Here is a 21,523-nt window from a genome sequence, read left to right on the forward strand (position 1 = left end):
TGTATAGCAACATAGAGCGAGGAGGTGGCACATGCCAAACGCTCCGGCATCCGTGCAGGTAAATGTTCGTATGGACAAGGCGCTGAGAGACGCTGGCGATGCCGGTCTTGCCGCTATGGGTGTGAGTCCAACCCAGGCCGTGCGTGCCGTATGGCGGCTTGCGGCGGCAGGTCCGGCGGGCATCGATGCCCTTGAGCGGCTCTTCGCTGCGGACGTACCGGCTTCTGGGGCAGATGCAAGCTCTGACGAGAACCCCCTCCGTCAGGGATGGGATCTCTTCTCGGCCGCATGCGATCGCCTGGGTCTCGATGCGAGCGCTGCCGAGAGGGACGCTGCCTCCGTCCCGGGTGGCTCGGACGCGGAGCTGCTCGAGCGCGAGCTTCTTGCGCGCTTTGGGGGCGGGCATCGATGAGCGTAACGCCACATGCGCTGCTGCTGGACACCAACGTCTGGCTCGACAACTACCTGCCATTTAGGGTGGGCCATGACGCGGCCACGCATCTGCTCGAATATGCGCAGAAGTCTGATGTCCGTCTGCTTTACGCCATGGGTTCTTGCCAGGGCCTTGCCTACGCCCTGCGGGCAAGCGCAAAGGAGGAGTTCAGACGCCTAGGCAGGCAGGTGGACCAGCAGGTGGCAGCGGTGGCCAGGGACTTCTCGCTGGACTGCCTAGCCAACCTGCGGGTTATTGCCACTGCGGTGGGAGCGGACGAGTCCGATCTCTGGCTCGCCGAGCGCTACCTGCGCGTACATCACGACGTCGAGGACTGCCTGGTCATGGCAGCGGCAGCCCGTTCGAAGGCGGACTGGCTGGTGACCTCGGACGAGGCGCTGCTCCGTCATGCCCCTATGCCCGCACTGTGTCCGTCAGACCTGCTCGCCCTGGTCGGCGCGGAGGGCGCCTAAGGCCGCTTGTGCGGACGGACCCGCAGTGCCGGCGGATCACGCTCTGCGCCAACGAGCCACGCTACCCGTGGAGCCATTCCATCATGCGCGGGAAGTCCCTCTCGGCCTGCTCGTAACCCATGGCGTAGGACTCCTCGAGCTTGGGCCTGTCGATGGTGGTGGAGCGCACGGGCATCACGTCGGGCCGGAAGACCCACGCACGACCCTCCCGCTCCAAGCTATCCAGGTGGCCCATCGCGTCGTTGTAGCGCTCCCAGCGCGTGGCGAGCGCGGCCTCCACTGCCTCGTTGCCGCGGGAGACGGCGTGATAGATTCTGAGGTCTCGGCCCGTTGGTGCCGTCTTGCGGTAGCCCGCCGGCCTCGTGCACACCACAACCAGCCGACCAAAGCCTGCGTCCTCGGCCATGTGCGTGGGGAGCCCCGCGCCCTCGCCCAGGCCACCGTCGTACATCACGTGGCCGTCAACCTTGATGGGCTTCATGATGCCAGGAAGCGTGGAGCTGGCGCGAATATGCTCCATCATGGGGATGGTGGCACCCATGACAGCCTTGTCCCAGACAACGGTTTTGCCGGTGTCCGCCTCGAAGCCCTGGATTGCCAGGCGTGCGGGGTTTGCTGCGAAGGTGGCAAAGTCGAAGGGCATGTAGCCGTCGAGCGCCGCACCCACGTAGTCATAGTCGGCATTGAAGTAGCCATGCCCCGTGAGGAGCGAGCGCATGCCGCCTGCCTGGGGGCGCTGGTCTGCCAAGGCGGTAAAGGCGTTGCGAACGCGTGCCTGGTCGCGACTCAGGTAGTCGGCGGTGTGGCTTGCGCCCGCCGAGATGCCGCAGACAAAGTCGAAGTACACGCCATTCTCGAGCAGGACGTTGGCGAAGCCCGCCGTGTAGCTTGCGCGGTAGCCACCTCCCTCGAAGCACAGCGCACAATCGAAGACGTTGCTCTCAAGCTCCATGGAAGCCCCCCGACTGGCGCATGTGCCTCGTATCCCGCGTGGCCGACATTGAAATTATATGTCCCCTGGTGAAGCAAGTACTTCGAGGCAAATTTTGACCACCTAAAGTTATGAAAGGCTAACACGGGCCCATAAAAGTGTTAGCCTTTCCTTACTGATAGATACCAGACGGCGGAGGCCTTCATGGACGACTTCCTCAGGGTGCGCGATCTTCGGAAGGGCTACGGGGAAGGGGGTGCCCGCATCGAGGTCCTCGAGGGGATTGACATCGACGTTGGTGCCGGCGAGCTGTGCGCGCTGCTCGGCCCGTCCGGCTCGGGCAAGTCCACCTTCCTCAACCTGGTGGGCGGGCTCGAGCAGCCGGACGGCGGCACGATAGAGGTCGGCGGTACGAGTCTCACCGAGCTCTCGGGCCGCGGCCTCGACGAGTACCGGCGCGACTCACTCGGCTTCGTCTTCCAGTTCTACAACCTCGTGGAAGACCTCACGATCCGGGAGAACATCGAGGTCTGCGCCTACCTGGCGGGAGACCCGCTCGACGTGGACGACCTCCTGTGCTCGCTCGGCCTCTGGGAGCAGCGCGACAAGTTCCCCGCGCAGGTCTCCGGCGGCCAGCAGCAGCGCTGCTCCATCGGGCGCGCCCTCGTGAAGAAGCCGCGCCTTCTGCTCTGCGACGAGCCCACGGGCGCCCTGGACTACGAGACGTCCAAGGAGATACTCGCCCTCATCGAGCGGGTCTGCCGCGACCACGGGTGCACGACCATCATCGTGACCCACAACAACGCCATCGGCCAAATGGCGACGCGACGGCTCAGGTTGCGCGAGGGGGCGCTCGTCGAGAACGAGGTCAATGCCAATCCCGTCCCCGCCTCAGAGCTCGAGTGGTAGGGGGCCGCGATGCACAACCCCCTGCACAAGCGCTACGCCCGCCAGCTCGTCCACGATGCGGGCCGCTACATTGGCATCTTCGTCCTGCTGGTGGTCACGATATCCGTGACCTCGGGGTTTCTCGCCACCATCTCGTCCATTCAGGGGGTTCTCGCCGAGCAGCAGGCATCGAGTGCCATCGAGGACGCGCGTGTCGAGACCTCTGAGCCGATCGACGACGACGCAAGGCGAGCGGCCGAGGACCTTGGCGCGACGCTCTACGACAACTGGAGCCGTGACGCCAGCTCCACGGTAGACGGGACGGAAGCGACCATCCGCACCTATCGCAATCGCACGAGCGTGGACATCCCGAGCTACTTCTCCGGGCGTGCGCCCGAGGCCGATGATGAGATAGCCCTCGACGATACGTTCTGCTCGTACCACGGCCTCTCGGTGGGGGACTCCATCGACCTGGACGGGAAGTCCTTCGTCATCTGCGGCATCATGGTCCTGCCGGACTACAACACGCTCTTGCGCTCGAACTCCGACTTCGTGATGGACGTCCAAGCCTTCTCTGTGGCCCTGGCGAGCGACGAGGGATTCGAGAGGCTCTCGGGCCTCTCGACGGCGTACACCTACTCCCTCGCCTTCGACGACAGCGCGCTCTCCCTCTCGGGGCGCGTCGAGAAGGAGACGGACGTCGCCAAGGCGCTTGACGAGCACGGAGCCACGGTCACCAACCTGCTGGACCGCGAGCAGAACCAGTGCATGAGCTACCTTGCGGCCGACGTGGATCGCGACAGCTCCATGTACATGGTCCTCCTCTACGTGCTCGTAGCCATCATGGCGTTCATCTTCGTCGTTCTCACCAACGCGACGGTCGAGCAGGAGTCCTCGGTCATCGGCACGCTGCGGGCGTCTGGATGGCGCAAGGGCGAGATTGTCCGCCACTACCTGTTCCTGCCGGCCTTCGCCGGGCTTGTCGGTGTCGTGGTTGGCAACGTCTTGGGATACACCGTGGTTTCGGAGGTTGCGCAGGGTCTCTACTATGACTCCTACAGCCTCCCGCCCTTCCATGCGACGTTCGATGTCGAGACGTTCCTGCTCACCTCGGTCCTCCCGTACGCCCTGCTTGTGGGCATCACGCTCGTCGGGCTGGCGCGCAAGCTCGGTGCGACTCCGCTTGCGTTCCTGCGCCACGAGGTCACTCGCGGGAAGAGGCGCCACAACCTGCGCCTGCCGGAACGGCTTGGCTATGTGGCGTGCTTCCGCCTGCGCTTTCTTGTGCGGAACGCCTCGACCTTCGTCACGCTGTTCGTCGGAGTTCTTGCAGGCAGCTTCCTTGTGCTGTTTTCGCTGGACACACTGCCCACGTTCAAGGACTACGCCGACCGCATGGCCAACCTGATGCCCGCCGAACACGTCTACGTCTTGAAGGCGCCCTACGAGTTGGAGATGACCGACCACCAGCAGGAGCTGCGCGACCAGCTCGCGCGACTCGTGGGCATCGACTGCGGTGCCGAGGCGCTGGGGGGAGCAAGCGAGGGGTTGCGCGAGGGGGCTGGCACGCTCGGGGACGGCGTGGACTCGGCGGCCAGTGGGGCAAGCCAGCTTGCTGACGGGGCGAGTGAGCTTGCGGGCGGAGCGGATGCCCTGGCTTCGGGGTCGCAGACATACTCGGACGGTCTCACCTCCGCCGCTTCGGGGCAGAGGTCCGCGGCAGATGCCGTTGACCTTGACGCGCTTCAGGCTGCCTACCAAAGCTCGCTCGAGGCCTATGTTGCGGCCTGCCTTGCGGCCTACCAGGGCCACCTGTCCTCGGGCGGGGATCCGTCGCTGGTCACCGCCCATATTTCGCAGGACCCCGATGTTCTTGAGGCCCAGCAGGCCCTTGCCGCGAGTCTCACCTCGCTGCTCCAGGCAGCGGGCGAGAAGGGCGGCTGCCTTGGCGCGGCAACCGCACTCGAGCAGGCACGGACGAGCTACCAGCAGCTCCTGGATGGCACAAGTAGCCTGGCAGAAGGCGTGGACGCGCTCTCATCGGGGGCGGGCGCGCTCAGCTCTGGCATGGGCGAGTTCGAGGACGGCTACGCGAGGCTCTCGGGCGGAATCGAGGACTACTCGACGGGCGTCGACGAGCTTCTCGACGCCGCCAGCGAGCTGGGGCTCTCGGACATGGCCGAGGACCTCGTCTCGGACATCCATCCCGTAGCCGAGGAGGGGACCTTCTCCCAGGAGACCATCGGTCAGGCGGAGAAGGTCTGCGTCGCCTCGCTGGAGGCCGCGCGCAAGACGGGCAAGGGGGAGGAGGACGTCTCGGTCTATGGCATCCAGGAAGGCTCACGCTACTGGGATGGCCTTGATGTCTCGGACGGTCGCGTCCTGGTTGGCTGCGGTCTTCTCGACAAGTGCGGACTCCAGGTTGGCGACACCATCGTGCTCTACGACAAGTTTTCCGACAAGAGCTACGCCTTCACGATTGACGCGGCGACGGGGGACAGCGCAGACCTGAACGTGTACATGGCTCGCGGCACCTTCCAGGAGGCGTTTGGCTATGCCGACGACTGGTTTAACGCCTATGCGAGCAACGAGGAGCTCGCCATCGACCCCGACTACCTCTCGTCGGACATTACGCCACAGGACATGCGGGACCTTGCAAACCAGATGATCGACACGTTCTCGGATACGGTGCAGCTCATCCTCGTGGCTGCTGCGCTCGTCTTCTTTGTCGTGATGTACCTGCTCACAAAGACCGTCCTCGACCGCAGCGCTCGGTCCATCTCGCTCATGAAGGTGTTCGGGTACCGCAACCGCGAGGTCCGAAGGCTCTATCTCTCCTCGGTCACGCTGGCCGTCGCCATTTCGCTTGTCGTGGGGTTGCCCCTGGCAATGTGGGGCGCCAGCGCGACCTTCGAGGCGATGATGCTCTCCTATCCGGGCAACTTCGTCGTCACCTACACGCCGCAGGTTATCGTGGAGGACCTTGCCATAGGCTTCGCTACCTACGTTGTCGTCGCGCTGCTCCACATGCGCCGCATCAGCCGGGTCCCGCTTTCGCTTGCCCTCAAGGCGCAGGAGTAGGGCACGCGTGAAACGTTGGGGGCAACCGGCGTCAGTCGGCTGCCCCGTCTCTTGCGCTCGTCGCGTGCCCTATGCGCCAAACAGGAACTCGCGCCACCTTGGCAGCTCGGCGATGCCCTGCTCGTGCCCAAGCAGGAAGGCATGCTCAAGCTCTTTGACGTCGCGGGTGGTATTTGTGACGGGCATCTCGCGTGGCCTCACCACGAGTGCCCTGCCAGACTCCTCGAGCTCCTCCAGGCGCAGAAGTTCCTCGTTGTAGCGCTCGGGCCGCGTGAGCATGGCATTTCTCGCGTAAGGGAAGTCCTTCATCATGCGGATGACGGCGCGACGCCTCATGGCCGAGAGTTCCTGTTTGCGGTAGCCCGCAGGTCGAGAGGTGATCACGAAGAGCCGCTCAACGCCGTCATCCTCGGCAATGTGGTTGGGAAGGCCCGCGCCCGCGCCCAAAGACCCGTCAATCATGAGCTGACCATCCACCTCGATGGGCTCCACGATGCCTGGCATAGCCGAGCTTGCCCGCACGCAAGTCATGAGATCCTCGGGCGTCTGCATGTGGTCGCGTCCCCATACAACGGTGCGCCCGGTGTCGCGCTGGAACGCCTGGATGCGCACGCGCGCCGGGTTGGCCTGGAAGGCCTCCCAGTCAAAGGGCGTCGAGTCGTCTTCGATGCAGCCCAGGTAATCGTAGCCGGCGTTGAAAAGGCCACGCCTGTTGAGAAGCGTCTTCACACCGCCTGCCTGGAGGTTTGCGGCAGAGTCGACGAAGGAGCGCTTGGTGCGCGCCATGTCGCGTGAGACGTAGTTCGTAGCGATGACCGACCCCGCGGAGATGCCGCAGACGTAGTCAAAGTAGATGCCTTGCTCGAGCAGGACGTTCACCAGGCCCGAGACGTAGCTTGCGCGCATGGCGCCGCCCTCAATGACCAGGGCGCAGCCGTGCACGTTGTTCTCGAGTGGTGCAATGGGGGCCGGCTGGGCCTGCGGTGTCGCCGGGGCCTGCGAGTTCTCTGGGCTCTCCTCGCTCGCCGTCTCCCTGGTCTCTTCGGACGTGCTCTCGGGTTGGGTGGCGTTGGGCTTCTCGTCCATGTGCTCGGTCATGTCGTCCTTGCGCTGGGACTGGTCGGTCATGGAAACCACTCCTCTCGGTGCTAGCATCGGAATAGTTCTTTTACCCATTCGTCGAGGGGGTGCGCCATATCTGGTGCGAAGGTGGTCTCGGACGCGCCTGAAGCGGCACGAGAGCTTGCCGAGAGAGTCGGGTGCGCCAAGAGTGTGGTTTTCTTTGGCGGGGCGGGCGTCTCAACGGCCAGCGGCATTCCGGACTTCCGGAGCGAGGATGGCCTGTATCACCAAAAGTTCAAATATCCACCCGAGGAGATGCTGAGCCACGAGTTCTATCTCACCCACGCGGAGGAGTTCTTCGACTTCTACCGCACGCGGATGATTGCCCTTGGGGCCAAGCCCAATCAGGCCCACCACAAGCTGGCAGAGCTCGAACGCGAGGGCAAGCTCGCTGCCGTTGTGACGCAGAACATCGATGGGCTGCACCAGGCGGCGGGCTCGAAGTGCGTCTTTGAGCTGCATGGCTCGGTGCATCGCAACATATGCCAGCGCTGCGGACACGTGTACCCGGCGGAGTGGATTATGGGCACGACCGGCATTCCGCGCTGCGAGAAGTGCGGCGGGCGCATCAAGCCAGACGTCGTGCTCTATGGGGAATCGCTGGACGAGAAGACCTTGGCTGGCGCGGCGGAAGCCATCCAGTCCTGCGACATGCTCATCATCGGCGGGACTTCGCTCGTGGTCTACCCGGCGGCAGGTCTCGTGCGGTACTTCCAGGGCGATGACCTCGTGATTGTCAACAGGCTGCCCACGCCGCAGGACAGCGCCGCCGATCTCGTGTGCGCCTGCGACATCGCGAAAGCGTTCGCCTTCTAGTCGCCGGCGCGTTCGGGTCGTACGGCGGGACGCTCGGTTGCGTCTGGGCGGCTCGACCGCTAGGTCCCAAGGGCACACGCTACAATGTTCAGAATCCGGGGCGGGCACATGCCGTCCCCCGCCGCGCCTGCGCGTGGCACCGTCAACGGGAGGTCGATGTCTGTGCTCCGAGAGAACTACGCAACCTGGCTCGTCGGCTCGCACGAGCTCTCGCTCGCGCGGCCCCGCATCATGGGCATCCTCGAAGTGATGCCGGAGGCCTTCCCGGATGGCAAGGGTGGCATCGACACCAAAGCCGCTGCCGAGCGCGGCCTTGAGATGCTCGACGAGGGCGCAGACATCATCGACGTGTGTGCCGTGCCCGTGGCGCCCGGCCGGGAGCCCCTTGCCTCCAACGAGGAGGCCGAGCGCGTGGTGCCTGTGATCCGTGCCCTGGTTGCCGAGGGCGCGATTGTCTCGGTGAACACGTCCCACCCGGACGTTGCCAAGATGTGCGTGCGCCTTGGGGCCTCCATCGTGAACGACGCCGCCGGCTTTACCAACCCCAAAATGGTCGAGGTCGCTGCCGATACGGGCTGTGGTTGCGTGGTCATGCACTGGGAGCATGAGGGGCTTGGCTCCCACACGCCCAGGCGAGAGGTTCTTCTTGACGACTCCCGCCCTACGCGCTCGCCGGCAGCGCGCCCCATGACTTCTCAGCACCGCTTCACGCTGCCTGACGAGGCACCCATCATGCGCCAGGTGATGGGCTTTCTCGGTGACCAGGCACGCACCCTCATGCAGGCCGGCGTTGCGCACAATCGCATCTGTCTCGATCCCGGGGCGGGCTTCGACAAGTATGCCGATGAGGACGTGGTCATCCAGCGCGCCACGCGCTCCATGGCTTCGATGGGATATCCGCTGCTGGCAGCCGTCTCGCGTAGGGGCTTCGTGGGTGCTGTCGCGGGCGTGGGTACGGCGGGCGAGGCGGACCCCGCTGCGTATGGCGCATGCATCTCCTCGATCCAAAACGGTGCCCGCATCCTGCGCGTTCACAACGTCGCTGGCACAGCGCAGGCCGTGAACGCCTTCTGGGCCGTCTCGCACAAGGACTCTCGCCAAGGTTTCGTGGCGCTTGGCTCCAACGTGGGCGACCGCCTCGCCAACATCACGCGCGCCGTCCAGATGATTGACGACATCCCGCTTACCTGTGTGGTCTCGGTGAGCCACGCGTACGAGACAGAGCCTGCCTACGGCATTGTGACGCCGGTTGCCGACGCCGTAGCCGAGATTCGCACCGAGCTTCACCCCCTGGTGCTCCTGGGACAGCTGCTTGCCGTGGAGGATGCGCTGGGTCGAGAGCGTGACCCCGGACAGGCTGGCCACGGTCCGCGCACCATCGACTGCGACCTGGCATGGGTTGAGGACGAGGCCCACGCGGGCAGACGCCTTACGCTGCCCCACCCGGGTCTTGGCGAGCGCGACTTTGTGCTGGTGCCCATGGAGGACCTCATGCACGACCCCGTGCGCTTCCTGCGGCACTCCGGCGTGAACGTGGTCGACCCGGATGATCGTGTTGGCCACGTCATGGCCGACCTCGGAGAGATCGTATGGGAGTAGCTGCTGAGTGGGCCATCGAGCGTGCGCGAGAGGGAGGCGCGCACGGCGGGCTCTTCTCGCATCGCGAGGATGGGGAGCTTGAGCTTGCCTGCATACTGCGGCCGCAGGTGGGCATGGGGAGCCTCTCGGGCGTGCCCTACGTTGCTGCCCTTGGTGCCTGCGAGGGCCTCGAGCAGCTTGGCGCCTCTGGTGTGGGCGTGGGCTGGCCAGCGGATGTCGTGAGCGAAGACGGCACGGGGCTGGTGGCACGCGTGCGCGCGAGCGCCGGTTACGCTGGGGGGATGTTCGTGGTCTGCTCGCTGGCGTTTGACGTGGAGGGCGGTGCGCACGCTGCGGAGTTGCCCGGAGGCGATCGGGTCGCAGATGCCGTGTGCGGCGCCATTCTCGCCCGCGTCGATGCGTGGGCGAGAGCCGTGGGGGCGGGTGGCACCATGGCGGGTCCGCTTGCGCCAATCCTCTCGGACTACTTTGACCGCATGGTGCTTATAGGCAAGCCGGTCGAGCTGGTGTATCCCAACGGTCGTGTGGCCATGCGAGGCACCCTTGCGGGCGTTGACGTGTGGGGTCGCGCCACGGTGAGAAACGAGCTGGGCGGCGAGGTTGAGGTCTCGCCCGAGCAGGCGTCGATCCGCGCGGCGAAGTAGGTGCGGGCTTCTCGGCCGGACGTGAGTCCGCACGCCTACGCCTTGTCTTGTACTAGCCCTTCCATCCAGTCCAGACACTTCTCATAGGCTTCGAGTCCTGCGGGGTTATCGATATCCCGATCAAAATCGTGCTCAAGGCCATATGCAGTGAACATTTTTGCGTGAAGCGCCCGTGCGAGTGACTTAGATACAGCGTATGGCACATCCTCGTCAGCGGTGGATGCGGCGTAGAAGACCGGGGGCATGCCGGACTGTCTGGATGGGGTGAGTGCATTCGGATCCCTTTCATCCGGCTGAAGGCCAAGCATGGATTGCCAGCATCCGTTCTGTCTCGCGTATACGTAGAGTGAGTACCGTTCGCTCATGGGGCCGGACGTTACGGGCGCGTCGCTCACAATGTCACGAATTGAATCTGACGAAACTGGCGAATACTGCTGGTAGTGCTTTGAGGCAACGGTAAGCCGCTCATCGCACATGTCACCGTAGCCATAGAAATCGATGACTCCCGTTGGTCGAACGGGCGACCCAGACTGCGCTATCCGAGAAGAGAGAGTGAGCGCAAGGTATGCTCCTGCGGACCTCCCAAATACGAAAATCCGTTCTGCCCCAAGAAGTGATGCCATGGTGCCCGCCACCCACTGCCAGAGTCCATCGACAAAGGCATTGATGCCCCTGATGGGGGTCTCGGGCGCAAGAGGATAGTCCGCAAGCATAAGCTTGCATCCACGTGCGACGAAGGCGTCTACGTATGGCTTGGGCAAGTCATCTCGCTCGCCATAAAGTAGCCCTCCGCCGTGAAGGTAAAGGGTGAGCGAGCGGGAGAGGGGGAGAGACCGTGAACCGTCTAAACCTTCGCCGGGCTCGTGAATCGTAATCCCAGCACGAATCCCGTCCCATGTGAATACTTCCTCACGAGTCATGAGAACTTCCAATCAATTTAGTCCGAGACTTTCCACTTACGACTTCCAGTTGGGGCCAAGCAGCGCGAAGATTTTCTCTGCAAGTAGTACCTGCATCAGATCATCGGTGTTGTGAACGTCAACCCCGTACTCATCGCGTATGCGCTCGACGCGATAGCGGACCGTCTTGGGATGCACGTAGAGTTGGCTTGCCGCCGCACTGTAGCTGCATTCATTAGCGCAGAGCGTTGCAAGAGTCCGGAAGCCCTCCGGGTTCTCTTGCCTGAGCCGATCCAATCGCGGATCGAGATACGACGCGAGCTTCGAGGAGTCCCCGATGTCAATGAAGAACTTCAAGAGTCCAAGGTCCTCGTATCTGATGTAGCGGTCGGCGAGCTGGCTCGCATCGAACAACTTGTAGATGGAGAGAACCTCCGTGTTTGCCCGGGGGATGTCGTAGCGGCTGACATGGCTTGAGAGCACTAACAGATGAGAAAAGCGCGGCAGAGAGTCATCACCATGCATGTTGTCAAGAATGGTCGCCATCTCGTCTTTGTCAAATCCAATAGAACCGGATGTGTGGTTGCGAAGGAACGAGAGGCGGTTGTTGCTCTCGAAGAAAACGGAATTGGGATACAATCGGCGGACCCTGCGCTGGAAAGTATTAAGCAGGTCCCGCACCCTGTCCGTCTGAGAGGGGTCAAGCACCGAAAATCTCAGCAGCATTACCTGGTAGAGGGCGTGGGCTCCAATGCTAAGCTCATCTATGGCCTCATCGACCTCCTCATTCGAAACATAGCGACCTTGGAGGAGGTCGTGGACGAGCATGTTGTTCCGGTTGTATAGCTGTTGGTCTATTGCCTCCTGCTTGAGGAGCTCGATCGAGAGGAGGTTCACGTAGTTGTCTATTGTCATGCGCTGGAAGGCCGATACATCCTCTGGAATGGTATGCACAATGAGATAACAAGAGCCATGCGACTGGCTTGGAATGTTGACCGCCAGTGCTGGCTCGGAATGCGTGTCCCAGTAACGAAGCGTTGCATTGTAGTAGTGGTTTGTCTGGTATTTCTGGTAGCGAAATTCCGAGAGCGTTGCCGACTCGAACGCGCTTGCATCTTCGTCAGTTCCCACGTGGGCATCGTCTGCCCTGTCGAAGAAGCTGACCTCGCATCCCATGCGCTCCTTCAACTGGGAAACCACTTCGTAGATGCTCGGCTGCTGCAGTGCCAAGCGCATGGTCTTCCGGTGGGTCTCATAGAAACTGTCGAGGAGTTGTGCATTGGAATCGATTACGGTGCCCATGACATCCATGAGGACTGCCTCGAAGTTGATCGTAGATTTCATCTGAACAAATGGTATCGACCGCGCCTCGCAGGCATCGAGAGAAGGCTGGAGTAACTCTGCTGGCGTTCTGCCCGGCTTGTAGATTATTCCGGCTATGCCGATGCCGGCGACTTTGTCATAGAACTCGAGGCGATCGCTGGGGCCCAAAGGAATGAGAGCGAAGAGGCTCGTAACGAGGACGAGGCCCGGCCTTCCCCACTTCTCAACATCAGGGCCTTCCATGACCATCGCGTTTGTGACCTCGCGGTCTAGTCCAGAAGCACCGGCGAGGACCACGGCTCCCTCCAGAGAAGGTAGACACAGGATATCCTTCATAATCATCTGTCGTTCACTCTGTGGCAGGGCGGATTCCGCCATATAGCCTCCCGGTAAACAGTTGGGCTAGTTCTTCTTATGTGCAGAATAGTCGGGGGTGTTTATCAGAGCTTTTCCAAATATGAAAAAAGAAACCGCAAAAACTTATCCCCCATAGCACAAGACCATTATGACTGCCAACGAGAAACTTGAGCCATCACGTCAAGGGAGGTTATGGGTTCCGGCCGGGCCATGACCTCAGCATGATGAAGAACCGCTATTTCAGGGAGGTCCTCATGCTCCAAACGGTGGTCAAGAAGAACAGCTATCAGGATTCCATCAACCTGATGCTCCTTACCAACAGGATTAATGCCCTTGAAGGTGTGACGAAGAGTCAGATCATGATGGGGACGGAAGCCAACAAAGACATTTTTAGAAACGCCGGTTTGCTCACGCCGGAGGCCGAAGCTGCCAGCCCGAGCGATATGGTTGTCGTGGTCGACTCCGAGGACCCAAACGTTCTCGATGCGGTTCTCGCAAAGACGGAGGAGTTCCTATCGGATTTGTCCGTCAAGAAGAGCGAGCCCGATTTGAAGGAGGTTACCAACTGGGATGATGCCCTGAAGGCGCTTCCCGACGCTAACCTCGCCCTCTTCTCTACGCCTGGTGAGTACACCACGCCTGAGATTGAGAAGGCACTTGACCGCGGACTCAACGTGTTCTCGTTCTCGGACAACATCTCACTTGACGATGAGGTGCGTCTCAAGCACAAGGCACATGAGAAGGGCCTCATGCTCATGGGGCCGGATTGCGGCACGGGTGTCATCTCATCTATTCCTGTCGCATTCACTAACGTCTCCAAGCCGGGCAACATCGGTATCGTGGGGGCGTCGGGGACTGGCATCCAGGAGGTCGCTGCCATCATCGATCGCCTTGGCGGAGGCCTCATCCACGCCATTGGCACCGGTGGCCGTGACCTTAGCGCTGAGGTTGGGGCAACTACGGTGAAGGACGCCGTCGTGGGCCTCGAGAACCACGAGCCTACCGATGTCATCTGCGTCATCTCGAAGCCGCCTGCGCCAGAGGTCCGCGACGAAGTCATTGACCTTTTGGAGAAGTGCACGAAGCCCGTTGTGGCCATCTTCCTTGGCGAGAAGCCTGAGCATCATCTCGGCAAAGTCTATCTCGCCCACACACTCGAGGAGACCGCCCGCATTGCGGTTGACCTTGCAAACGGCAACCCCGTAAAGAAGAACTACCTCGAGCCTCTGGACTTTACGTGCGACAAGCCCCTTCCCGAAGACAAGACGGTCATCGGCCTCTACTCTGGCGGAACCCTTGCGAACGAGGCAGGCATGCTCGTTTCCGAGGCGCTTGACCTGGGCGGCGTCGTCAAAGAGGATGGCTACATACTGCACGCCAAGGGTTATGATGTTATTGACCTCGGTGACGACATCTATACGCAGGGCAAGCCACATCCCATGATTGACCCCGAGGTTCGCATCAATTACATTCGCAAGTACGCCCCCATGGAGTCCACCGGCGTCATCCTCTTCGATTGCATGCTTGGCTATGGATGCCATCCGGACATGGCAGGCGCTCTCGCTCCTGTGATTAGCGAGCAGTTGGAGAAGGCAAAGGCTGAGGGTAGAGAGTTCTACTTCGTGGGCTCTGTCACTGGGACCGAGAACGACCCGCAGGATTACCACAAGTCATTCGAGGAACTCCGCGATGCCGGCGCCATCATGGAGACCTCGAATGCGCGCGCCATTCGTCTGGCCCTTGAGCTCAAGGGCATTCATTTCGCCGAGAAGGACCGTGACGTCATTCCCTATGAAATCAAGGACCAGTCACCCTTGCCACAGCCCAGCGCTCAAGTGACCGAGCTTCTCAACACCACCCCTCGCATTATCAACGTTGGCGTCAAGAGCTTCAACGAATCGCTGCGTGCGTATGGCGCGAAGACGGTGCAGTTTGACTGGAAGCCTCTCGCCGGCGGAAACAAGCGAATGATCCATCTGCTCGATGAACTCGACAAGCGTCGCGATGAGATTGACGCAGCGAACGCTCGTATGGTCGAGAGGTTCAAGAACTCTCAACCGTTCCTCGTAGACGTAGTCCCCGCTAAGACTGTGATACCGGAGCTAAACCGAGAGAAGAAGACACTGCTGCACTCCGGTCCTCCCATCACCTGGGAGCACATGATGGGGCCGATGAGGGGCTCCTGCATCGGTGCGGCGCTGTTCGAGGGCTGGGCGCAGACCGAGGACGAGGTGCTCAGACTCCTCGAGTCCGGTGAGGTTGAGTTCATGCCCTGCCATCACGTTCACGCCGTTGGCCCGATGGGCGGTATCACCTCAGCGAATATGGCTGTCCTCGTCGTCCGCAACGTGGTTGATGACACGGTTGCATACTGCACCATGAACGAGGGCATAGGCAAGGTTCTCCGCTTTGGCGCGTATAGTCAGGAGGTTGTCGACAGGCTCCACTGGATGGCGGATGAGCTTGGCCCGGTTCTCTCCAAGGCGCTCAAGCTCAAGGACGGCGGCATCAACCTAAGCGCTCTTATCGCGCGCGCCATTACGCAGGGAGACGAGTTCCATCAGCGCAATATGGCGGCATCCCTTAACTTCCTAAAGGAAGTGGCGCCGCTCATCGTCAGGACCGACGCTTCCGAGGGCGCCAAAGAGCGAGTGATTCAGTTCCTTGCGGATACGGACCAGTTCTTCCTCAACGTGATGATGGCCACCGGCAAGGCCATCGTGGATTACGCACGCAAGGATGAGGAGAGTTGCATTGTCACTACGATGACTCGCAATGGCTACGAGTTCGGTGTGCGCATTGGCGCATGTGGCGACGAGTGGTTCACGGCGCCGGTCAATACGCCGCGCGGTCTCTACTTTGCCGGGTTTAGCGAGGAAGACGGCTGCCCTGACAACGGTGACTCGTCGATTACCGAGACCGTGGGTGTGGGCGGTATGGCAATGGTTGCTGCGCCAGGCGTGACCCGGTTCGTTGGTGCAGGCGGGTTTGAGGACGCGCTGAACATCTCTAACGAGATGGAGCGCATCTGCGTGACCCACAACCCCAACTGGACGATTCCCACTTGGGACTTCAAGGGCACGTGCCTCGGCATTGACATCCGAAAGGTCGTTGCGACCGGGATTACTCCTCTTATCAACACGGGCATTGCCCACAAGAAGGCCGGCGTCGGACAGGTTGGCGCGGGTACCGTGAGGGCCCCTCTCGCGTGCTTCGAGAAGGCACTCGAGACATATTGCGTCAAGCTTGGCATCGAGTAGCGCGTGGGTGGTGGGCTTATAGACTGGACGGGCGGGGGCGTCATTAGCGATTTCGCCCTCGCCCGCACGAGAGGCAACGCCACGGGAGTTGTCCACAGTGTGTTCTCTTCGAGCCTCAACGTGCGGTTGCCGAGTGTGCTTCTGCACATCGGGCTTGAGGGGGACGGGCTGTCGGTTCTTGGCATCGCTTTGCCAGAGGATTGTCTGCGGCCCCTGCTGGAAAGCGTGCGGGTTGGCGGCAGGGCACAGGTCCGTGACGGTGTTCTTCGGGTGTATGGGGTGGGGCTTGTCATCCAGGTGCATCTTGGTGCGTTTCGGATTTCCGCCTGTGGCATTCCACGTCTGAATGCCTGTCAGAGGGGCGATCTTCTCTGCATGCTGGACGGGCTTTCGCTCGAGGGACGGCTCGGCTTGCCCGCGGATGGGGCGCTGGAACGTGTGGCAGAACTCATGTCGAGGGGGTTGGATACAAGCGAGTGCCGCAAGGCCTGCATCTCGTATCTGCTTGGACGTGGAATCGGGCTCACTCCTTCGGGGGATGACGTGCTTGTGGGTTATGGCATCGGCCTTCAAATGGGAGGGGTTGGCACAGAGTTTTGCGATGCGATAGCCAAGGAGAATCTCGAGATAACGACGGATGTCAGTGCGGCTTATCTTGGCGCGATGAGTAAGGGATACGCGAACCGAGGCTTTGTCGACTTGACCGATGGGCTGAGGAACGGAGAGCTGGTCGATGGAGCGCTCAGGAGGCTCCTTGCAGTTGGACACACTTCTGGTGCAGATGGGCTTTGGGGTCTGAGCCTTGCGTTGAGATTCGAGCTGGGGGGGGAGAGTGTCCGGCACAAAGGCGCATTTGGCACATAAGGCAAGTACGACAGGCCGGATGAAAGGGAAAGTGAGACAAATGACAGATAAGAAAAAGGGAGTAAGTTCAACGACGCTGATTGTCATCTCCATGGTGCTCGGGGTCGTTGTCGGTTTCATTGTCGGTGAGCCCATGAATAACGTTAAGTTCATTGGCGACATTTTCTTCCATCTCGTACAGATGGGCATCATTCCCTTTGTTATGTGCACCATCATTGAAGCGGTCGGCGCCCTTGATGCAAAGGCGTTCTCCGGGTACGGCCTGAAAGGTATTGGCTGGTTTGCGGCATCGTCTCTGCTTGCTGCCGGCATCGGCCTTGTTCTTGCGGTCAACATTCAGCCCGGCGCAGGCATCGAAGCCTCAACGGCCTCTGTCGATTACCAATCCACCAGCGTTACCTTCCAGGATACAATCAGCGGATTCTTCGGCTCGAACATCGTTTCTTCCATGAGCAATGGATCAATGGTTCAGTGCATCGTGTTCGCTATCGCACTTGGCCTCGCCTGCTCCGCTTGGCGCAGGACCCATGACAACGAGTGCCTCGTCTATGACTTCTGCAGCCAGCTCTCCAAGCTCATCCTCAACATCATCCGTGCGGTGATGAAGATTGCCCCCATTGGCATTTTTTGCTATGTGAGCGCAATGATTGGCAGCCTTGGCCTTGCGGTCCTTATCCCTGTCGCAATGTACCTTGTCGTTATGGCCATTGCCGTTGCGATAATGTTTGTCATCTGGATTGCCCTTGTGTCGGTGCGCTGTAAGTACAACCCCATCCGCCTGATTCGGAAGATGTGGCCGATGAGTGCTCTTGCGCTGGGCACCATCTCCTCCGCCGTTACGCTGCCGACCGCCCTTGAGGACACCAAGTCCAAGCTCGGCGCTGACCCCGAAATCGCTGACCTTCTCATGGTCCTCGGCATGCCACTCAATTCCAACGGTGCTGCCATCCACCTTGCCGTGACGGCTCTGACGATTGCTCAGATTTACGGTGTCGCCTTCAGTGGTGGCCAGCTCGTCTACGTGTGGATCATCTCCTTCCTGCTCTCCCTGGCCAACGCCGTTTCGCCTGGCGCGTCGCTGGTCTCTATGACCATGATCGTTCCCCAGCTCGGTCTGCCCATGGAGTCCATCGCCATCTTTGCCGGCCTCGAGTATCCCACCGGTGCGCTCCGTACCATCCTCAACGTCGATGGCGACGTGTACACCTGTCTGATGGTCTCTGCAAGCGAGGGCAAGCTCCATTCGGAGGTTTTCTACGACAAAGAGACCCCCAAGCCCGAGGTCGAAGCATAGACGGGCCCAAGGGGTTCTGCGAGGACGGAAGGAAACGTGTTGCGGAGGGGTGCGATGGGGCATCGCACCCCTTTCCTTCAATTCCAAGAAGGAGTGAAACATGACTGCAGGAAAGACCAGGAATACATCCCCGACAATGCTCATCGTTATCTCAATGGTTGCGGGTTTCATTGTGGGTGCCACTGTTGGTGAGTCGACGAACAACGTTAAGTTCATCGGTGACATCTTCTTCCACCTGGTTCAGATGGGCATCGTGCCATTTGTCATGTGCACCATCATCGAGGCCATTGGTGGCCTTACTGCTAAGGACCTCTCTAACATCGGAATCAAGGGTATCATCTGGTTTGCCGCGTCCTCAATTCTCGCGTCCGCCTTCGGCATCGTTTGCACTCTCGTCTTTCAGCCCGGTGTCGGCCTCGCCAACTCTGTTCTCGTGCAGAACGCAACAACAACGGTGGAGGTATCGAATGGGATTTGGCAGGATACCGTCTTGGGCTTCTTTGGTTCAAACATCGTGGCATCGATGAGCGCCGGTGCCATAGTCCCCTGTATCGTCTTTGCAATCGTCCTGGGTCTGGTCTGCTCTGGTTGGAGGCAGGCGTATGACAACAAGTGCGTGGTCTACGATTTCTGCGTTGAGCTTGCGGCGCTTATCCTCAATATCATCCGTGCGGTCATGAAGGTCGCTCCCGTCGGCATCTTCTGCTATGTCTCCGCGACGGTTGGTTCCATGGGCGCCGAGGTCGTCGTGCCACTCTTGAAGTACCTGCTCGTTCTCGGCAGCACAGTTCTCTTGTTCATGGTTCTATGGATTGTTGTCGTGTGCGTGCGCTGCGGGCTGTACCCCGCGCGCCTGATTCGCAAGATGTGGCGCATGAGCGTGATGGCGCTCTCTACCACGTCGAGCGCTGTGACCCTTCCCGTTGAGATGCAGGATGCCAAGGAGAGACTCGGTCTGCGCGAAGACATCGCTGACCTCGTGCTTCCGCTTGGTATGCCGCTCAACTCCAATGGCGCTTCCATCCATCTTGCTGTGACGTCGCTAACAATCGCGCAGATTTATGGGGTCACCTATGCTGGAGCAGAATTGGTTTCGCTGACGGTGATCTGCACGCTCCTCTCGCTTGCCAATGCCGTTGCGCCTGGTGCCGACCTTGTCTCGCTGACTATGATTGTTCCGCAGCTCGGGCTGCCGCTCAACAGCATTGGAATCTTTGCGGGCCTTACCTACCCGGTGGGTGCCATACGTACGATTCTCAACGTGAACTCGGACGTGTACTGCGCTCTGATGGTTGCGGCTGACTATAGCGACGGCATAGACCGCGCCATTTTCGATGCTGACAACTGAGTCTCAGGCTGGCATCTAGCTTTAGTTCATTAGTTTGCAAATACAGCATTTGTCCCGGAGGAGTCCATCGGGGGGTGGGATCTTCAGACGGGCGTCCCGGAAGGGAAGGATTGAGATGAATTGGAACCTGCCGGTCAACCGTGTAGTCATTGCATTGGGTGGCAACGCGCTTGGCAATACGCCAGAAGAACAGATGACTCGCCTTCGCGATGCCGCACCAACGCTGCTTCGTGTAATTGAACAGGGAAACGAAATCATTATCACCCACGGGAACGGTCCTCAAGTCGGGATGATAGAGAGCGCGTTCGAGCTGGCACACAAGGTCAATCCGCAGAAGATTCCAGACATGGATCTGCCAGAGTGCGGCGCAATGAGTCAGGGTTACATTGGGTATCAGCTTCAGCAGGCAATTGGCGCCGCGATGCACAAAGCGTACAAGCGATGGCATGTTGCGACGGTCGTCACCCAAATAGAGGTCGATCCCGAGGACCCGGCTTTCGAGAATCCAACTAAGCCCATCGGCGCATTCCTCACCCGTGAGGAGGCCGTGGCCGAAAATGCGAAACATCCGGACTGGACGTTTATCGAGGACTCAGGGCGTGGTTGGCGAAGGGTGGTTGCCTCTCCCGTTCCGAAGAAGATCGTCGAGAGTGAGAGCATTCTGAACCTGCTGGATAATGAGTTCATCGTGATTGCCTGCGGGGGTGGCGGCATCCCCGTTGTCAGGGACTATTCCGACAAGGGCGCCTACAAGGGTGTTGCGGCGGTTATCGACAAGGATATGGGCGGCGAGCTGCTTGCTGAGGATTGCCATGCAGACAGGTTGGTCTTGCTGACTGCCGTGGACCACGTGGCAATCAACTTTGGTAAGCCTAACCAGGAAGACCTTGTTGACATCTCTGTCGAAGAGGCAAATCGATACCTCGAGAAAGGGCAGTTTGGCAAGGGTTCAATGGAGCCTAAGGTACGCGCTGCAGTAAAGTTTGCAGAGAGCAGGCAGGGTCGAACTTGCATTATCGGTTCGCTCGAGCACGCCGCAGAGGCAATGGCAGGCTTGTCTGGCACTCGCATTCACGCATAGGCTGATCCCACCTCCGTTTTAGCCATCTTGGGAGCATGAGCGCTCGCGGGATATGAGCTCCCACGAGCGCTCTATTCATCATTAGCACTGCTGGTGCAGCCAGATTTCACGGATGCCACGCAGCGTGAGGCCGGGGTCCACAGTACAGAAGAGGTCGGTTGCCGCGCTCACGGTACGGGCGAGGCCACCAGTTCCCACCACAGGCGCATTCTCTATGCCCAGCTCGCGCTTGATACGGGCGACAAGGCCTTCCGCCTGAGCTGCCGCTCCTATGACAATGCCAGACTGTACGGCCTCCTCGGTTGTCTCGCCTAGCGCGTGGGCTGGGGCTTCGATGGGCACGCTTGCGAGCTTTGCCGCCCTCGAGAAGAGCGCCGACGCCGAGAGCATGAGGCCGGGGGAGATTGCGCCGCCGCGGTAGGCGCCCGTGGCGTCGATGACGTCGATGTTGGTTGCGGTCCCAAAGTCAACGACGATGACCGGCGCGCCGTAGGAGTGCCGTGCGGCCACGGCGTTGGCAATGCGGTCTGCGCCCACCTGGGTGGGATTGGGCATGTCGATGCGTATCCCGGAGTCTGCCTGCGGGGTTATTACCAGGGGCTCTGTGCCGGTGCGGTCGAGCAGGCACCTGTGCCATGCCTGCGTAAGCACGGGTACCACGCAGGCGATTCCCGCAGTCGTGACGCGCGCCTGGTCAAAACCGTCCTTGTTGAAGTAGCCGTGCAGGCGGGCATCGATCATGTCGGGGGTGTCCGTGCGGTTTGTCGCCATGCGCCATCCATGCGCTACGCTACCGTCCTCATCGAAGAGGCCGAGCGTGGTTTGGGTGTTGCCAACGTCTACAGCGAGAAACATGGGCGATCCTTCCATGTCGAGAAAACGGGGGATAGGACGGAAGCGCGCTTGGCTCGCCCGCGACCCGCGTGTTCATTAGAACATACGCGCCGCTGGTGCGCAGGCGACATCCGTGGACGTTCGTGGTACGTCGGGTGGACGCTCGTCACGGGCCGTCGGGCTTCTCGCCCGTGTCGTCTGGGCTGCGAACCACCTGTCCCCACGCACAAAAGTGAACACGAATTCGACTGGTAGCAACCAGCTGCTTGGAAAACG

At 60.8% G+C, this 21,523-nt stretch carries 17 protein-coding genes; 12 read left to right on the plus strand and 5 right to left on the minus strand.

All coding sequences use genetic code 11. From position 1 onward, the window contains the following. Nucleotides 1–31 precede the first annotated feature (31 nt). Complete coding sequence (locus tag ACO59D_RS01160) at nt 32–412, plus strand: hypothetical protein (protein ID WP_165443571.1); 381 nt, start codon at nt 32–34, stop codon at nt 410–412. Beyond that, nucleotides 409–906: a type II toxin-antitoxin system VapC family toxin gene (locus ACO59D_RS01165; protein ID WP_485125423.1), complete on the plus strand. Its 498-nt coding sequence runs from the start codon at nt 409–411 to the stop codon at nt 904–906. Before ACO59D_RS01160 ends, ACO59D_RS01165 begins: the two co-directional genes overlap by 4 nt. Before the next feature lie 61 nt (nt 907–967). On the opposite strand, the gene ACO59D_RS01170 is transcribed toward ACO59D_RS01165, so the two are convergent. Further along, a complete protein-coding gene (locus tag ACO59D_RS01170) occupies nt 968–1,858 on the minus strand; it encodes a patatin-like phospholipase family protein (RefSeq protein WP_130811582.1) in 891 nt (296 codons plus the stop codon). A gap of 183 nt (nt 1,859–2,041) precedes the next feature. Here ACO59D_RS01170 and ACO59D_RS01175 point away from each other — a divergent pair, with 183 nt between their 5' ends. Together ACO59D_RS01175 and ACO59D_RS01180 are read left to right on the plus strand one after the other, a co-directional pair. Then, on the plus strand, nt 2,042–2,746 hold the full coding sequence (locus ACO59D_RS01175; RefSeq protein ID WP_485125424.1) for an ABC transporter ATP-binding protein: 705 nt from the start codon (nt 2,042–2,044) through the stop codon (nt 2,744–2,746). Between the two features lie 9 nt (nt 2,747–2,755). After that, nucleotides 2,756–5,806, plus strand: coding sequence for an FtsX-like permease family protein (locus tag ACO59D_RS01180; protein WP_485125425.1), 3,051 nt, complete (start codon nt 2,756–2,758; stop codon nt 5,804–5,806). A 69-nt stretch (nt 5,807–5,875) separates the two neighbouring features. Here ACO59D_RS01180 and ACO59D_RS01185 read toward each other — a convergent pair whose 3' ends face one another. Continuing rightward, nucleotides 5,876–6,934 carry a patatin-like phospholipase family protein gene (locus ACO59D_RS01185; protein ID WP_485125426.1) on the minus strand — a complete coding sequence of 353 codons (1,059 nt, stop codon included), beginning with the start codon at nt 6,932–6,934 and terminating at the stop codon, nt 5,876–5,878. Between the two features lie 81 nt (nt 6,935–7,015). Between ACO59D_RS01185 and ACO59D_RS01190 the strand changes: the two genes are divergently transcribed. The 3 genes from ACO59D_RS01190 to ACO59D_RS01200 all read left to right on the plus strand — a co-directional run bounded on the left by ACO59D_RS01190 (nt 7,016) and on the right by ACO59D_RS01200 (nt 9,987). After that, complete coding sequence (locus ACO59D_RS01190) at nt 7,016–7,744, plus strand: NAD-dependent protein deacylase (protein WP_485125427.1); 729 nt, start codon at nt 7,016–7,018, stop codon at nt 7,742–7,744. Nucleotides 7,745–7,906: 162 nt separating this feature from the next. Next, nucleotides 7,907–9,343: a 2-amino-4-hydroxy-6-hydroxymethyldihydropteridine diphosphokinase gene (gene folK, locus ACO59D_RS01195; RefSeq protein ID WP_485125452.1), complete on the plus strand. Its 1,437-nt coding sequence runs from the start codon at nt 7,907–7,909 to the stop codon at nt 9,341–9,343. Beyond that, nucleotides 9,334–9,987, plus strand: coding sequence for a hypothetical protein (locus ACO59D_RS01200; RefSeq protein WP_485125428.1), 654 nt, complete (start codon nt 9,334–9,336; stop codon nt 9,985–9,987). Before folK ends, ACO59D_RS01200 begins: the two co-directional genes overlap by 10 nt. 35 nt (nt 9,988–10,022) lie before the next feature. On the opposite strand, the gene ACO59D_RS01205 is transcribed toward ACO59D_RS01200, so the two are convergent. Beyond that, nucleotides 10,023–10,907 carry an alpha/beta hydrolase gene (locus ACO59D_RS01205; RefSeq protein ID WP_130811587.1) on the minus strand — a complete coding sequence of 295 codons (885 nt, stop codon included), beginning with the start codon at nt 10,905–10,907 and terminating at the stop codon, nt 10,023–10,025. A 36-nt stretch (nt 10,908–10,943) separates the two neighbouring features. Beyond that, nucleotides 10,944–12,551, minus strand: coding sequence for a PucR family transcriptional regulator (locus tag ACO59D_RS01210; protein WP_165443573.1), 1,608 nt, complete (start codon nt 12,549–12,551; stop codon nt 10,944–10,946). Nucleotides 12,552–12,787: 236 nt separating this feature from the next. Between ACO59D_RS01210 and ACO59D_RS01215 the strand changes: the two genes are divergently transcribed. From ACO59D_RS01215 to arcC, 5 genes are all read left to right on the plus strand, one after another. Beyond that, nucleotides 12,788–15,826, plus strand: a complete 3,039-nt coding sequence (locus ACO59D_RS01215) for a bifunctional FdrA/YlbE family protein (protein ID WP_485125429.1) — start codon at nt 12,788–12,790, stop codon at nt 15,824–15,826. A gap of 3 nt (nt 15,827–15,829) precedes the next feature. After that, nucleotides 15,830–16,690 (plus strand): oxamate carbamoyltransferase subunit AllH family protein, encoded by an 861-nt coding sequence (locus tag ACO59D_RS01220; RefSeq protein ID WP_485125430.1) that lies wholly within the window; start codon nt 15,830–15,832, stop codon nt 16,688–16,690. A gap of 40 nt (nt 16,691–16,730) precedes the next feature. Further along, the gene (locus ACO59D_RS01225) at nt 16,731–17,984 is read left to right on the plus strand and encodes a dicarboxylate/amino acid:cation symporter (protein ID WP_485125431.1); all 1,254 of its coding nucleotides are present in this window, start codon (nt 16,731–16,733) and stop codon (nt 17,982–17,984) included. A 100-nt stretch (nt 17,985–18,084) separates the two neighbouring features. Next, entirely contained in the window at nt 18,085–19,332 is a 1,248-nt protein-coding gene (locus ACO59D_RS01230; protein WP_485125432.1) for a dicarboxylate/amino acid:cation symporter, read from the plus strand. 115 nt (nt 19,333–19,447) lie between these two features. Continuing rightward, complete coding sequence (gene arcC / locus ACO59D_RS01235) at nt 19,448–20,413, plus strand: carbamate kinase (RefSeq protein WP_485125433.1); 966 nt, start codon at nt 19,448–19,450, stop codon at nt 20,411–20,413. Nucleotides 20,414–20,494: 81 nt separating this feature from the next. Here arcC and ACO59D_RS01240 read toward each other — a convergent pair whose 3' ends face one another. Then, nucleotides 20,495–21,268 (minus strand): type III pantothenate kinase, encoded by a 774-nt coding sequence (locus tag ACO59D_RS01240; protein ID WP_130811594.1) that lies wholly within the window; start codon nt 21,266–21,268, stop codon nt 20,495–20,497. Nucleotides 21,269–21,523: the final 255 nt, after the last annotated feature.

This window comes from Tractidigestivibacter sp., from assembly GCF_057241865.1.

Bases quoted from the DNA above. Each gene is read 5' to 3' on its own strand.
- ACO59D_RS01180 (WP_485125425.1), top strand. From the start codon at position 2,756: ATGCACAACCCCCTGCACAAGCGCTACGCCCGCCAGCTCGTCCACGAT.
- ACO59D_RS01185 (WP_485125426.1), bottom strand. From the start codon at position 6,934: ATGACCGACCAGTCCCAGCGCAAGGACGACATGACCGAGCACATGGAC.
- ACO59D_RS01165 (WP_485125423.1), top strand. From the start codon at position 409: ATGAGCGTAACGCCACATGCGCTGCTGCTGGACACCAACGTCTGGCTC.
- ACO59D_RS01205 (WP_130811587.1), bottom strand. From the start codon at position 10,907: ATGACTCGTGAGGAAGTATTCACATGGGACGGGATTCGTGCTGGGATT.
- ACO59D_RS01210 (WP_165443573.1), bottom strand. From the start codon at position 12,551: ATGATTATGAAGGATATCCTGTGTCTACCTTCTCTGGAGGGAGCCGTG.
- ACO59D_RS01200 (WP_485125428.1), top strand. From the start codon at position 9,334: ATGGGAGTAGCTGCTGAGTGGGCCATCGAGCGTGCGCGAGAGGGAGGC.
- ACO59D_RS01175 (WP_485125424.1), top strand. From the start codon at position 2,042: ATGGACGACTTCCTCAGGGTGCGCGATCTTCGGAAGGGCTACGGGGAA.
- arcC (WP_485125433.1), top strand. From the start codon at position 19,448: ATGAATTGGAACCTGCCGGTCAACCGTGTAGTCATTGCATTGGGTGGC.
- ACO59D_RS01170 (WP_130811582.1), bottom strand. From the start codon at position 1,858: ATGGAGCTTGAGAGCAACGTCTTCGATTGTGCGCTGTGCTTCGAGGGA.
- ACO59D_RS01225 (WP_485125431.1), top strand. From the start codon at position 16,731: ATGACAGATAAGAAAAAGGGAGTAAGTTCAACGACGCTGATTGTCATC.
- ACO59D_RS01240 (WP_130811594.1), bottom strand. From the start codon at position 21,268: ATGTTTCTCGCTGTAGACGTTGGCAACACCCAAACCACGCTCGGCCTC.
- ACO59D_RS01230 (WP_485125432.1), top strand. From the start codon at position 18,085: ATGACTGCAGGAAAGACCAGGAATACATCCCCGACAATGCTCATCGTT.
- ACO59D_RS01160 (WP_165443571.1), top strand. From the start codon at position 32: ATGCCAAACGCTCCGGCATCCGTGCAGGTAAATGTTCGTATGGACAAG.
- ACO59D_RS01215 (WP_485125429.1), top strand. From the start codon at position 12,788: ATGATGAAGAACCGCTATTTCAGGGAGGTCCTCATGCTCCAAACGGTG.